The sequence below is a fragment of the Rhizobium sp. 01L419 genome, from assembly GCF_056400025.1.
Genome location: NZ_JBFTSM010000002.1, coordinates 185,170 through 197,789 on the forward strand (window position 1 = coordinate 185,170; position 12,620 = coordinate 197,789).

Annotated in this window: 11 protein-coding genes; 2 read left to right on the forward strand and 9 right to left on the reverse strand. The window is 58.2% G+C overall.

Features of this window, described 5'->3' with window-relative positions; all coding sequences use genetic code 11:
- The first annotated feature begins 616 nt into the window (after positions 1-616).
- On the forward strand, positions 617-1,324 hold the full coding sequence (locus AC1DUP_RS04755; protein ID WP_477832276.1) for a response regulator transcription factor: 708 nt from the start codon (positions 617-619) through the stop codon (positions 1,322-1,324).
- 176 nt (positions 1,325-1,500) lie between these two features.
- Here AC1DUP_RS04755 and AC1DUP_RS04760 read toward each other — a convergent pair whose 3' ends face one another.
- The 7 genes from AC1DUP_RS04760 to AC1DUP_RS04790 all read right to left on the reverse strand — a co-directional run bounded on the left by AC1DUP_RS04760 (position 1,501) and on the right by AC1DUP_RS04790 (position 8,309).
- On the reverse strand, positions 1,501-3,096 hold the full coding sequence (locus AC1DUP_RS04760; protein WP_477832204.1) for a serine hydrolase domain-containing protein: 1,596 nt from the start codon (positions 3,094-3,096) through the stop codon (positions 1,501-1,503).
- 307 nt (positions 3,097-3,403) lie between these two features.
- Positions 3,404-4,045: a CDP-alcohol phosphatidyltransferase family protein gene (locus AC1DUP_RS04765; protein WP_477832205.1), complete on the reverse strand. Its 642-nt coding sequence runs from the start codon at positions 4,043-4,045 to the stop codon at positions 3,404-3,406.
- The gene (locus AC1DUP_RS04770; protein WP_477832206.1) at positions 4,042-4,437 is read right to left on the reverse strand and encodes a hypothetical protein; all 396 of its coding nucleotides are present in this window, start codon (positions 4,435-4,437) and stop codon (positions 4,042-4,044) included. Before AC1DUP_RS04770 ends, AC1DUP_RS04765 begins: the two co-directional genes overlap by 4 nt.
- The gene (locus AC1DUP_RS04775; RefSeq protein WP_477832207.1) at positions 4,437-5,384 is read right to left on the reverse strand and encodes a phosphatidate cytidylyltransferase; all 948 of its coding nucleotides are present in this window, start codon (positions 5,382-5,384) and stop codon (positions 4,437-4,439) included. Before AC1DUP_RS04775 ends, AC1DUP_RS04770 begins: the two co-directional genes overlap by 1 nt.
- Entirely contained in the window at positions 5,381-6,025 is a 645-nt protein-coding gene (locus AC1DUP_RS04780) for a lysophospholipid acyltransferase family protein (protein WP_477832208.1), read from the reverse strand. Before AC1DUP_RS04780 ends, AC1DUP_RS04775 begins: the two co-directional genes overlap by 4 nt.
- Positions 6,026-6,425: 400 nt before the next feature.
- Positions 6,426-6,815, reverse strand: a complete 390-nt coding sequence (locus AC1DUP_RS04785) for a GFA family protein (RefSeq protein ID WP_115037797.1) — start codon at positions 6,813-6,815, stop codon at positions 6,426-6,428.
- Positions 6,816-7,007: 192 nt separating this feature from the next.
- Positions 7,008-8,309 carry a GGDEF domain-containing protein gene (locus AC1DUP_RS04790; RefSeq protein WP_477832209.1) on the reverse strand — a complete coding sequence of 434 codons (1,302 nt, stop codon included), beginning with the start codon at positions 8,307-8,309 and terminating at the stop codon, positions 7,008-7,010.
- Between the two features lie 475 nt (positions 8,310-8,784).
- Here AC1DUP_RS04790 and AC1DUP_RS04795 point away from each other — a divergent pair, with 475 nt between their 5' ends.
- Complete coding sequence (locus AC1DUP_RS04795) at positions 8,785-10,575, forward strand: ABC transporter ATP-binding protein (protein ID WP_477832210.1); 1,791 nt, start codon at positions 8,785-8,787, stop codon at positions 10,573-10,575.
- A 183-nt stretch (positions 10,576-10,758) separates the two neighbouring features.
- Here AC1DUP_RS04795 and AC1DUP_RS04800 read toward each other — a convergent pair whose 3' ends face one another.
- Both AC1DUP_RS04800 and betC read right to left on the reverse strand, forming a co-directional pair.
- Positions 10,759-10,923 (reverse strand): hypothetical protein, encoded by a 165-nt coding sequence (locus tag AC1DUP_RS04800; protein WP_162747164.1) that lies wholly within the window; start codon positions 10,921-10,923, stop codon positions 10,759-10,761.
- 15 nt (positions 10,924-10,938) lie between these two features.
- Complete coding sequence (gene betC / locus AC1DUP_RS04805) at positions 10,939-12,453, reverse strand: choline-sulfatase (protein WP_477832211.1); 1,515 nt, start codon at positions 12,451-12,453, stop codon at positions 10,939-10,941.
- Between the last annotated feature and the right edge of the window lie 167 nt (positions 12,454-12,620).

Genomic DNA, 12,620 nt, shown 5'->3' on the forward strand with positions numbered 1-12,620 from the left:
CATGCTTTGGATGTCGGCGGCGAGGCAGTTGCCTCCGGCCTGCATCTGCGGGTACCGGCGGAGTGCTGCCTGAGTGAAAACGATGCTAACTGGTATTTATGCGTCGCCAGAGCCGAGTTTTTCAATAATCATAACGGGTTATCCGCGATCTCACGCTTGTGTCACTTTTCGCGTTAGTCGCTTTCACTGTCGAGGTCTGCACCTGCTTTGAATTGAGAAATGGAAACAAAGCCGAGCTGATCGGCAGCTCGTTATATCCAACGGCTCTTTCCGGAAAGGGTCTGTAGTAGATCGGCTACCTTTTCAGTGCCTTTGAAAGCTTTGTTGACTTGCTTGCCGTACGTCAATTAGGCGAAGACTGGAAAGTCTGCAGCGACAAGTCGATTCAGCAGATCCTCGAAATAAGCTTTTCAACATGCTCTGCAAGCCCATTTATCTCTCGATGAAGCTTTATAGACTATAAGAATTATCATGAGAGATCAGACTATTGATATCGAAAATACACTCGCTTTTTATCATGACATGAAGCGAGAACAGGAATATTATCCAAAACTGTTGGGTTGCAAATATTCCGGGGAGCACGCAAGTGTCCGACAGTGTTAAACCTAAGCGCCGTATGGGGCGCAATGCACCAACTGTGATCGTTATTGAGCATTCTACACTGGCGCGCACCACCGTGGTGAAGCTTCTCGAGCGTGAACTCGCCGGTTGGAGTTTTATCGATCTGGTCTCGACCGAGAGCCTCGACCGAGCTCTTGGAGCTGAGGTGCGCTTGATTGCACTAGATCTCGCCGGCAGAGGTGTTGAGAGCACCAGCCTGCGGGATGACCTCGCGGCAATTGCTGCACGTTTTCCCGAGGCTTCTATCACGTTGCTCTCAGGTACCGACGACGTCGACATAGCCCGTCAGGCGCTCAAGATGGGTATCCGCGGCTTTTTCTCGACTTCACTGCCGATTGACATTGCCCTTGCCGGTCTTCGTCTCGTTCTGGCAGGAGGAACATTCTTCCCGCAGCTGTTGGGAGCTGGCACAAACGGCTCAAACGAGCATGGTCCGGCCAGAAGCGAGGCCGAAAAAAGCTTGGATGACAGGATGCAGCATCTGGCGATTGCCGATTTCACTCCCCGGGAAGCGGATGTCCTCGCAGAGTTGCAATCCGGCTGCTCAAACAAGGTGATTGCCGGAAAACTGAATTTATCGGGACATACGGTGAAGATGCATTTGCAACACATAATGCGCAAGTTGCAGGCGCAGAACCGCACTGAAGTTGTTGCCCGCTTAGGTCAAAGAGCCGCCGGCGGTCATGACGCCTGGCCGAGTTAGGCGGCGGCGAAGCGAAGACCTTACGAACCAAACGAAATCACCACAAATTTTGCTTTTCACGCGCCTTGGCACATTCGGACGACGGGGTCGTTGGTTCACGTCCTTCCAAGGCGGAAGCCGATCCTGCGACGCCCGAAAAGTTCAAACTGAACGGTTGTGTGCCACAAGCGAGCGGATCAAAGCCGTTCGAAGCGGAAATTGCGGACGCGACCGCTGTTCATCAGCACGCCGGTGACCCGGCCGTCTCCGTCGCGGGTGAAGGTGAACCGGTCGCCATCACCGAGAAAATGATCCGGAGCGACCGCAGTCAGCGAGATTTCTCGGGACTTCAAAGATCTGAACACCAGGCCCGCCTCCCTGACCTTCACTTCATAGGGCATGTCGTTTTCGACCGGACGATAGGAGCCGGCCAGATCGGCAAGCTCCATTGGTGAAGGCGTATATGCAGGCAATCGCCGGTATTGGTAGCCGCGCTTGCCGTCGACATAGGACGTTAGCTCGGTCGCCGGCTGACCTTCTTGTTGCTCCAGCTCGATCTCACTGTTTGGGAAATCGCTGAAACGGAAGCGACGATCATCCACTGCTTCAAGGGCATAGCCATCATACTCGATGTCGTAGCCGCCCAGCAACTTCCCATCATGCGTCGCGAGGCGGGCGACCCGGCCGGCTAGCCGCGCCTCGGCGTAATAGCCGGTGAGCAGTTCCAATGCATCCGCGTCGGGCTGTGGAAACCTGCTCGGCGCAGGTTCCGGTACCGGCTGCAACACATCCGCGAGGTAGATATCGGCGATCCGTCGGACGAGGGCGCTGGGCACGATCGACCCGAAATTGGCGAGGATCGCCACGGAGAAATGCTGCTCGGGAAAACGGATGAGATCGGAGCGGAAGCCGGCATCGCCGCCGGTATGTTCGACGATCGTTATGCCGCGATAGGTACCGATGCCGAGGCCCGCGGCATAGCCGATTTCACTGCCATCGTTCAGCCGTCCGCGTTCGAGCATCTTTGTGATGACGTCTGGCCCTCCTACGCGCCGATGGTAAAAATTTTCGTCCCAAAGCGCGAGATCTTCGACTGTCGTCAGCAGGCTGGTCGCGCCTACCGTGTCGAAATTGGTGTTCGAGATCTCCACCCCGGATTCCGTCTCCACATAACCGTCGGCGACATTCCTGACGACCTCGGCATAGTTGTCGCGAAAGAACGTATTGCGCATCCCGAGGGGTTCGAAAATCCGGGCCGAGGTAAAGGCACGTAGGGACTGGCCGCTGACCGTCTTCACGACTTGCGCCAGTAAGGCATAACCCGTGTTGCAATAGAGATGTTCGTCGCCCGGCTGGAAATTCAGATCCTGCTGGCGGGAGACGACGGCAAGGATGTCGTCGTCGGTGATCAAGTCCTTGGAGTAACGCCAGCCTGCGAGGGCCAGCAATTCCCAATGATCGCGGATGCCGCTGGTATGGTGGAGCAGATGTCGCAGGGTGATCGGCGCGCCGAAATCAGGCAGGTCGGGCACGTATTTCCGCACGGCATCATCAAGCGACAGTTTTCCTTCGGCTGACAGCAGCAGGATTGAAAATGCCGCGAACTGTTTGGAGACGGATGCCGAATGAAAGACAGTGGACGGCCCGATCGCGATGCCATGGGCCAGATTGGCCATGCCGAAGCCGCGCTTATAGACAGCATCGCCATCGCGTATGACCGCAACCGCGCAGCCGGGCGACTCTTGATTGTTCCAGGCCTCGAACAGTTGATCGACGCGTTCGGCTTCCCTCATCCGTGCCTCCCAAAACATTTTCGTACAGCAAGGAAGCGGAGAGCTGACGCAATTGCAAGGCGCGGAAAATGAAAAGCTGCGGACTGAGAGAGGAATCTTCCGGGACGGCGGCCCTTGCGCTAGCGGAAGAGCTGGCTGACATGGATACCGGCCGCTTTGGCTGCGCTCTCGCGCTTATGTCAACGACGATACCGTCCTCGGCCTTCGCTCCGATCTGCGCGCTCTGGTCAGGCCTGGCAATGAGAGAACCGGAAGGCGCCTGACGACTGTCGAGACCGGCGACGCCGAGATCCCTATGACTGCTTCGTCAACGAAGCTTGAGGCGCGTGACCAAAGTCTTCGAGCGGCGGATCGTTGTAAGGACTGCTCCCAGCATTATTATCCAGAGTCCTATCGCCAGGATCTGGTTCTGCCCGCCCCACAATGGCTCAGGAAGGGATACCAATCCCGCCGCCGTGACCGCCGCCATCCGATGCTGCTTTGCCATCGGGCCAGAGAAGTCGCTGGGATTGCCGGTGGCGCGACCGAGTTCGCGGACATAGGCTGTCAACACGGCGAAGGCGCCGGCCGCCCAGCCCAGTCCCGGCATGCCGATTCCATATCCAACGCCGGCGAATATCATCAGATCGGCGATGCGATCCGGAAACTCGTTCCAGAATGGACCGTCAGCCTCTCCCTTTCCGCCTTCGACGGCGACCATGCCGTCGAAAAGATTGCAAAGGAGGCGTGCCTGGCAGAATAGAACGGCCAGCAGCAGGTAGCAGGCACGTGGCAGGTCTGTTGTCTGTCCCGCCAGATAGAAAGCGCCGCCGGCGATTGCTGCCGCCAGCATGCTGGCTTGCGAAATCTGGTTCGGCGTGATGGCCCGCGCGGCCATCCATCTGGCAATCGCGCCCGCCCAGCGGGTATTGCGGCTCGCCAGAGGTCTCCTGTCTCCTGTCTCCATCATGTGTCGAAACCTCGTCTTGTGGAGATCGAATAGTTGTAGATTGCGGCATAGGTCGTCGACACTAGCAGCGGCAGCGTGATGGTCCTAAGTATCTCGGGGGTGCCGCTTGCCGCATGGATCGTCACGAGAATGCCGGCCGAGCCAAGGCAGGCGATCAGCGGTGGCGCCCAAAATCGTGTTGAACCGCTGAAGCGGCTGGAAAGCCAGTCGATCACCGATTTCAGGAAAAGCGTCAGGCAGGCGGATATCGTCCCCTGCACAAGACCGGCATAGAGCGGCGCTGGCATGGTATGAACGCGATTGGCGAAGACGGCCCAGCTGCCCATCGCCAGAAAAGCGAACAGGACGTGTACCACACCGCTGCGCAACAGACGTTGCAGGACAACAGGCATCAGAGCGACCACCAGTAACGGGTAAGATGGAAGAAGATGGGTGCCGAGAAGACGACGGAATCCAGTCTGTCGATCAATCCGCCATGGCCCTCGATGAGATTGCCCCAGTCCTTGACACCGCGGTCGCGTTTGATCGCCGACATGACCAGGCCACCGAAGAAGCCCATCAGGGTGATGACCAAGGCGAGCAGCCCCGCCTGAAGCGGGGCAAATGGTGTAATCCACCAAAGGCCTGTCCCAATCAGCGTCGCGCTTATGATCCCACCGACAAAGCCCTCGACTGTTTTCGATGGCGACAGTCTTGGCGCAATCTTCGTGCGTCCGAACAGTTTGCCCCAGACATATTGCAGGACATCGCTAAGCTGGACGACGATGACCAGAAAGGCGATCAGCAGCACATTGCGCCCCTCATATCCCGGTATCTTCAAGGTCAGCAGTGCAGGTACATGGGAAGCGCAGAAGACACAGATCATCAGGGCCCACTGTACCTCCGCGATGCGAACGAGAAAACGCTCCGTGTCGCCTCTCAATACCGAGATGATCGGCATCAGCAGGAAGGCATAGACCGGGATGAAGATCGAAAAGATGCCGTATTGTTCAGCCCAGAGCAGAAAATACTGGATTGGAACGACGATGAAGAAGGCTGCAGCAAGCGCCCAATGATCCGCCCTTCTTGTATTGATGAGGGTTACGAATTCGCGAAGTGCTGCGAATGAACAGAAGCCAAACAGGATCAAGACGCCGATACGGCCCGCTATGAAAGCGATGCCGATCAGGATGACCATGACCCACCAGGCCTTGATCCGCGCGTTGAGGTTTTCGACAGCTGCGTTCGAACCGTTCGGCGAGAGGCGTTGCTGCAATATGTAACCGATGACTGACGCAACGATGAGCACGCCGAAGATCCCGGCTACGAGCGTCATAAGATCGGAATTCGCGCCACTCATTCCCCACCGCCTACAATGTTCGGAGACAGCGCCAGGAGAGCGGCCTGCATCCGTTCGAGAAAAACATCCTTGTCTTCGCCCGGCGCGATCTGCAAAGCGCTGCCGAAGGTCACTGTGCAGATCAGCGGTATCGGAACGATCTCACCCTTTGGCATGACGCGGTTCAGATTGCTGATCCAGACCGGCACTAGATCGACATCAGGGCGCGCCACGGCCAGATGGAAAATGCCGCTTTTGAACGGAAGGAGCCGGGCATCGGACTGGTTTCGCGTGCCCTCAGGGAAGAGAATGAGGGACGAACCGTCATCGATGGCCGAGGCCATCTGCGTAACGGGATCTTCCGTCCGCTTGTCCCGATCCCTCGCGATCAGCACCGCATTGAAGACATCGCTGCCGATGAAGCGATTGAGCCAGGATTTCAGCCAATATTCGGCCCCTGCCACCGGACGAGCCCGATGACGCAGTCTTGGCGGCAATACCGTCCAGACCAGAACGAAATCGCCGTGACTGGAGTGGTTGGCATAATAAACGCAGGGGCGGGAAGGCAGCCCTCCCTCGGGCCACACGGCGCGGACCGCCGTGACCGCGCGGGCGAACAGTACGATGACCGTCGCCGCGGCTTTTGTAAGCAATGCCTTCATTCACCACTCTGTCGATGTTAGCCGGATCACTAGTCGAAACTCTAGCATCGTCATCGGCGGAAGGAAGGAGCTTTGCAGGTTTTCAACCGAAAGGAGTAGTCGGGTCGTCGGGCTCCGGCCGAAGCCGGTGGAGATCGAGAAGGCCACTCAGTTGCCGCTGCTCAGACCCGAGGCGTCGTGTACATAATCATGAACTGATGAAACGACCGTAAATTGCGCGATTGGTTGTTGAAACTCATTTATCACTGGATATTCAACTGAGACCAAACTGCGTTTGAGCACCCAGTCTGCGATAAGGGGCGACATGACCGTCAAGAGTGCTTTGACGACATTCCACATGCCATCGCAGCTCTCGAACGGTGAGACCAATCCAAGCTCTGCCGAGCCGGGAACAGTCGCTCTACTCCGGAGGCGTGTCTTCGACATGCTGAGTTGTCCCGTTTAGCGGCTGCAGCCAAGGTTCGCGCCTCTTCGTCCAGACCTCAATTTCCGGAAAGAGTCGGGCAGGCGCAGCGTCAAGGGAGCCCAAGCGTATCTCGACGTCGTTATCGTTCAGGCAGAACAGCCTGCTGCCGCATCGAGGGCAGAAGCTGCGCCCCTTGTAGGTCTCGATGTGGCCGGAAAATAAGAATGCGTCGCGTGACCAGTGGGCGAAGGATGTGAAGGACGATCCGCTTTCTTTCCGACAATCAGCGCAGTGGCAAAGACCGATGCGATATGGCTCTCCCGCCACCTGATATCGAACCGCGCCACACAGGCAGCCGCCATGACGAGCCATGGTTTCCTCCATCGTCGTTTTCCGTCTGTAATTAATAGAACCGATTTCGCCGAAGGAAGGTTCACTTGGCGCTCGATGCGAATGCTTAAAGACGCCTTTGAGGTACCGTCCGTGTGCAGATCAGGCCCTGCCTTGGTCCACGTCGACTTTGCGGCGGAAGCAGATCACTCGAGTTGTCTCGCCGGGCTGTCCATCTATGACACGCTAAGGACCATCAGCTAATTTCAAGGCTTGCTCTGCTTCGGCCCCGTAGGAAACAACGCAGTTCCTTCCTCTTTTCTTGGCAAGGTAGAGAGCCGCGTCAGCCTGGCGTTGAAGGTCTTCCGCCGACGCCCCGGCACCGTCTCGCGTCGCTGTCGCTACTCCAATGCTCACGGTGATATAAGGGATGACGTGAGATGTCGGATTCGGAAGAGAGGCAGCTTCCACACGTCCTCGGATTGTCTCAGCGACTGCCCTGGCAGCCTCTTCATAGGCGCCTGGAAGAAGAACAAGAAATTCCTCACCTCCGTAGCGAGCGACCTGATCCCGCTCATCTCTCATGCTGCTCTGAATAATGCCGGCAACCTTGACCAGGCAGCGGTCGCCCTCGGAATGACCGAGATTATCGTTGAGCTTCTTGAAGTCGTCGATATCGCACATCAGCATCGCGACACCGTTGTTTGGGCTATGATCGTCGTTCCAGCAACGCTGCAGCGCGTCCATCATCGAACGTCTGTTCGCGACACCTGTCAACGGATCTGTTCGCGCAAGCAGTTCGAGGCGGGCATTTGCATCAGTCAGGTCCGCGAGGCGATTTCGATCCCGCAGCTCGAGCAGGAAAGTCTTCTGGGCAAGGATTGTTGCTGTGCGGCGCGCCACCACGGTTGCAGCCACGCCGCTTGTGAAAAACAGTGTTCCCGCAATTGCACTACCCACGCCGATGTTCGGATTTCGCAGCTGAAACACGAGGTAGATGCCCAAGGCGTAGGCACCAATCGTGATGCTCCAGCTTAATGGGACAGGGAATATAACGATGGCGGTGACGGCCACAAACAGCATGATCGTGAGGTGCCGTTCATAAAACTCGCCACCAGTGTTGACGCCTACCAACGCCACGGACAGTAGAATCAGGAAAACCCCAGAAATAAGGAAAGCGCCCTGTTGCCACGGGGACAGCGGCTTTCGAAAAGCTATCGCCGTGACGATCGCAGCGGGGGGAAGGATAGATGCTGGAAGCAGCATTGGCTCAACAGTCTCGATCGAAAGCAGGACGGCGTTGAGGCTCAAGGTCAGGACATCGAGCACGATAACCCAGACCATCCATGCGCGGATGATTTTTGAAGCCTGCGGCCAGGAGCGCTCGCGAAAAAGATAAGCTAGCTCACCATCGAGGTGGATATCACGCGTGCGCCCACCCAATTGGCGCTCGACTTCCTGCACAACGGTTGCGTTCAGCCTTTGCAGAGGCTTGCGTGGGGCTGCTCCGACCGATCTGCCATCGACTGTTGTTTGCGCCGCGTCCATATCGCAGATCTAGGGAGGAGGTGACCGCCGACAAGGCGACGTGCGCCTTCGGCCGGCAGGAGGGCGTCCGTCGTCTAAAGAAGTCTCCTCACGATCTGCAAACCTGTATCAGATCGGGTGACGCGCTCTCGCCAGTCCGCCAGCCAAATTGTGTCGTTTTCGCATCACTTTCGATAAGGTTGTAAAAAACCGGTTGGCAATGGCGAATTGGTTCGGTACAAAACGCTCACCGCTTTAGATCGAACATAAGGGAGGCGTTGCATGACACCAGCAATCATCGAAACCTTCCCGAGTGGGATGTCCCGACACTAGGCCATTTCCATTCGCGGCCCGCCTCGAGGGCGCGACATGCGGTTTTCTCTTCCTTCATAGCCCGATTGATCYGACGGGATCATTTCGTCTCCCGTTCGGGCTGTGCCATCTAACTCTCGATTTTGAGGACCGGTTGCCGAAACACGGGGCCGGGCTGGTTAAAATGACTCGCAAGAAGCTCGATTTCCGCGCCGATGCCTATCGCCACGTGCTCGGCTTTGTTTTTCATCATTGGAGCAATCGGCCGGCATTGGTCGGCATCATCATTGTGCTGGTGATTGCCAGTACGTTGGCCGAAGTCATGGTGCCGGTGTTTTCCGGCAGGATCGTCGATGCCATTGCCGGCAGCAATGCAGCTGATAGTGCGTTCCGCGCCTTTGTCATCGTCGTCGTTCTGGGCCTGACCAGTGTGGTACTGCGTTGGTTCATTTTCAATGGCATCATCCGGCTGACACTGCGCATCATGGCGGATGTGGTCAATAACGGCTTCCACAAGGTGCAGCGGTTCTCGACCGACTGGCACGCCAATAGCTTTGCCGGATCGACTGTGCGCAAGATCACCCGCGGCATGTGGGCGCTCGACTCGCTCAACGACCTGCTGCTGGTAGCCCTGTTGCCGTCCATCGTCATGCTCGTGGGCGCCAGTATCGTGCTGGGCAGTTACTGGCCGATCATGGGTCTGATCGTTGGGGCGGGGTCGCTGATTTATATCGGCGTGACCGTGGCGCTTTCAATGGGCTTCGTGTCACCGGCGGCGAGGCTTGCCAATGCCTGGGACACCAAGCTGGGTGGTGCGCTGGCGGATGCCATAAGCTGCAACGCGGTGGTCAAAGCCTTCGGCGCTGAAAGCCGCGAAGAGGCCCGCTTGCGCCACGTGCTGGCCAAATGGGACAGCCGCACGCGACGGACCTGGAAGCGCGGCACATCGAGCGGCACGATCCAGGGCTTCATGATGGTTTCCATGCAGGCAGGTATTCTGGGCACGGGCCTGATCATGTGGCAGCAGGGGCTGGCGACGGCTGGCGACATCACATTCGTGCTGGCAATGTTCTTCGTTCTGCAAGGCTATCTGCGCAATGTAGGCCAGGACATCCGCAATCTGCAACGTGCCGTCAACGACATGGAAGAACTGGTACTGCTCGACAAGATGCCGCTGGGCATCGAGGACAAGCCGCACGCCACGTCTATCAAGATTGGCGAGGGCGAGATTGTCTTCGATCGCGTCACCTTCCAATATGGCGCGCATCCCACCCCGCTTTATGAGGACTTTTCGGTCACCATCAAGCCGGGCGAGCGCGTGGGCCTGGTGGGGCATTCGGGCTCGGGCAAGACGACATTCGTCAAGCTCATCCAGCGCCTCCACGACGTGACGTCGGGCTCGATCCGCATCGACGGACAGGATATCGCAGGGGTCAAGCAATCAAGCCTGCGCGGCCAGATCGCCATCGTGCAGCAGGAACCCATCCTGTTTCACCGCACGCTGGCGGAAAACATCGCCTATGGTCGACCGGCCGCCTCGCGCCGCGAGATCGAGTACGCGGCGAAACAGGCCAGTGCGCACGACTTCATTATGAACCTTCCCAAGGGTTATGAGACGATGGTGGGGGAACGCGGCGTCAAGTTGTCAGGCGGCGAGCGGCAGCGTGTCGCCATTGCCCGTGCCTTCCTGGCTAATGCGCCGGTGCTTATCCTGGACGAGGCGACGTCGAGCCTCGACAGCGAGAGCGAAGTGCAGATTCAGCAGGCCATGGAACGCCTGATGGACGGCCGCACGACGCTGGTGATCGCGCATCGGCTGTCCACGGTGCGGGCGCTGGACCGGCTGCTGGTCTTCGACAAAGGGAAGATTGTTGAAGAGGGCGACCATCAAGCGCTGATCCGGCTTAAGGAAGGCATCTATCGCCGGTTGTTCGAGCGGCAGGCGCTGGAGTTGACCAAGGGTCTGGTGGCTTGATGACCCACCACTGAACTTTCATCCGGAGGCGATTGGAGCCCAGGCCCTTTTTGAGCCGCTCCAGGTTTCTGGACCGGCGAAGGCTGGAGTTTTCCGGGGGGGTGAGGTGCTCATGACGCATCTACCCCCGATATGATTTGGTCCTCCAATGTGTCCAAACGCATTTGCGGGATCCGCGGGTCATCATGCCCGACCGCTCGGCCGATACCGGGCAGACGGGTGGAAACGTTGTTCGGCCGCCGAATGGTCTTCAGAGAGTAAGCCGTGTCTGCGTTCAGTTGCCAGACGAATGAGGATGTCAGCGACGAGCGACACATCACGCTCGAACATGTCCTTCAGGTCGGCCACGCGCCTCTTCGACCGTCATTCGCCCCGAGGAAAACGCTGGTTCTCCTCCAGCACGTTGAGGTCCATATGATTGCGCATGTATCGCTCGGCGGCTTTCTGTAGCGGTTGATAGTCCCAGGGATAGTAAGACCCCTGCCGCAACGCGGGATAGACGACCCAGCGACGCGCCTGGCTTTCTCGAACCGCCGCATCGAAACCTGCAAGGTCCCAGCGTAGCTTTACTTGACTGAGAAGCGCTTCCAGCGTCTGCGCATAGGCCGGATCGCCGGCTAGATCGACCAGTTCGTGCGGATCGGCCTGAAGATCGTATAGCAAAGGCGGATCCTTCTCGCAGACCGTGAGTTTGAAGCGCCCGTCGCGAATTCCCACAAGCGGTGCAATCGATCCTTCGGCTGCATATTCCATCAAAACCGGACCGCGGGCGCTCGCGCCGTTCACCAGTTGTGCCAGATCTTCGCCATCCGTCCATTTCGCAATCGCCGAGATATCAAGACCGGCAAGACCGGCAAGAGTCGGCGTGACGTCGAGCGTCGAAACCGCCTGATCGACCAAGGCGGGCTGCCAGCCGGGCGCCGAAATCATCAGCGGCACACGCGCGGAGCCGTCGAAGAAGCACATCTTGAACCACAGTCCGCGCTCGCCCAGCATGTCGCCGTGGTCAGAGACGAACAGGATGACGGTATTGTCGCGCATCCGCGTGCGCTCCAGCACGTCGAGGATTTCTCCGACCTTCTCGTCGACATAGGAGATATTGGCGAAGTAACCGCGCCTCGCCCGCCGGACCTGTTCGGCGGTGATATCGAAGGCCCCGTTGTCGCAGGCCTCGAGCAAGCGTTTCGAATGCGGATCCATCTCGTCGAACGGCAGTGCCGAAACCGTTGGGTCGAGAGCCGGGCAGTCCTCGTAGAGATCCCAGAATTTGCGCCTGGCCACATAGGGATCGTGAGGATGGGTGAAGCTGACGGTCAGGCACCAGGGACGCTCGTCTTGGCGGCGCGACAGGTCGTAGAGCTTTCGGCTGGCGTTGTAGGCGACCTCGTCGTCATATTCCAACTGGTTGGTGATTTCCGCAACGCCAGCGCCGGTGACCGAGCCGAGATTATGATACCACCAGTCGATACGCTCTCCAGGCTTGCGGTAATCGGGCGTCCAGCCGAAATCTGCCGGGTAGATATCGGTCGTCAGGCGTTCCTCGAAGCCGTGCAGCTGGTCGGGGCCAACGAAATGCATCTTGCCCGACAGGCTGGTGTGATAGCCGGCGGATCTGAGATGATGCGCATAAGTCGGAATGTCGGAGGCAAATTCAGCCGCGTTGTCGTAGACACGCGTTCGGCTCGGCAGCTGGCCCGACATGAAGGAGGCGCGCGCCGGAGCACAAAGAGGGCTTGCCGTATAGCTATTGGCAAAGCGGACCGAACGTGCCGCGAGTGCCTTGAGATGCGGCGCATGCAGGAAGTCGGCCGGCCCGTCCGGAAACAGCGTGCCGTTGAGCTGATCGACCATGATGATGAGAATATTGGGACGCGCCATGATGTAATCGCTGTTGCTTGTGTTCGTTGGCTTTAAGGGGGAAAGGCCTACGGATGCATCCGCTACCGGTCGACGACCGCCTGACGGAACTGCTTGTAGGCGGCGGGTGCCGGTCTGCTTCGGCTAGCGCCAATCAGATCCATTATCCTCTTCAGAAACGGCACTGG

Bases quoted from the DNA above. Each gene is read 5' to 3' on its own strand.
- AC1DUP_RS04795 (WP_477832210.1), top strand. From the start codon at position 8,785: ATGACTCGCAAGAAGCTCGATTTCCGCGCCGATGCCTATCGCCACGTG.
- AC1DUP_RS04790 (WP_477832209.1), bottom strand. From the start codon at position 8,309: ATGGACGCGGCGCAAACAACAGTCGATGGCAGATCGGTCGGAGCAGCC.
- AC1DUP_RS04775 (WP_477832207.1), bottom strand. From the start codon at position 5,384: ATGAGTGGCGCGAATTCCGATCTTATGACGCTCGTAGCCGGGATCTTC.
- AC1DUP_RS04785 (WP_115037797.1), bottom strand. From the start codon at position 6,815: ATGGAGGAAACCATGGCTCGTCATGGCGGCTGCCTGTGTGGCGCGGTT.
- AC1DUP_RS04760 (WP_477832204.1), bottom strand. From the start codon at position 3,096: ATGAGGGAAGCCGAACGCGTCGATCAACTGTTCGAGGCCTGGAACAAT.
- AC1DUP_RS04755 (WP_477832276.1), top strand. From the start codon at position 617: ATGGGGCGCAATGCACCAACTGTGATCGTTATTGAGCATTCTACACTG.
- betC (WP_477832211.1), bottom strand. From the start codon at position 12,453: ATGGCGCGTCCCAATATTCTCATCATCATGGTCGATCAGCTCAACGGC.
- AC1DUP_RS04780 (WP_477832208.1), bottom strand. From the start codon at position 6,025: ATGAAGGCATTGCTTACAAAAGCCGCGGCGACGGTCATCGTACTGTTC.
- AC1DUP_RS04770 (WP_477832206.1), bottom strand. From the start codon at position 4,437: ATGCCTGTTGTCCTGCAACGTCTGTTGCGCAGCGGTGTGGTACACGTC.
- AC1DUP_RS04765 (WP_477832205.1), bottom strand. From the start codon at position 4,045: ATGATGGAGACAGGAGACAGGAGACCTCTGGCGAGCCGCAATACCCGC.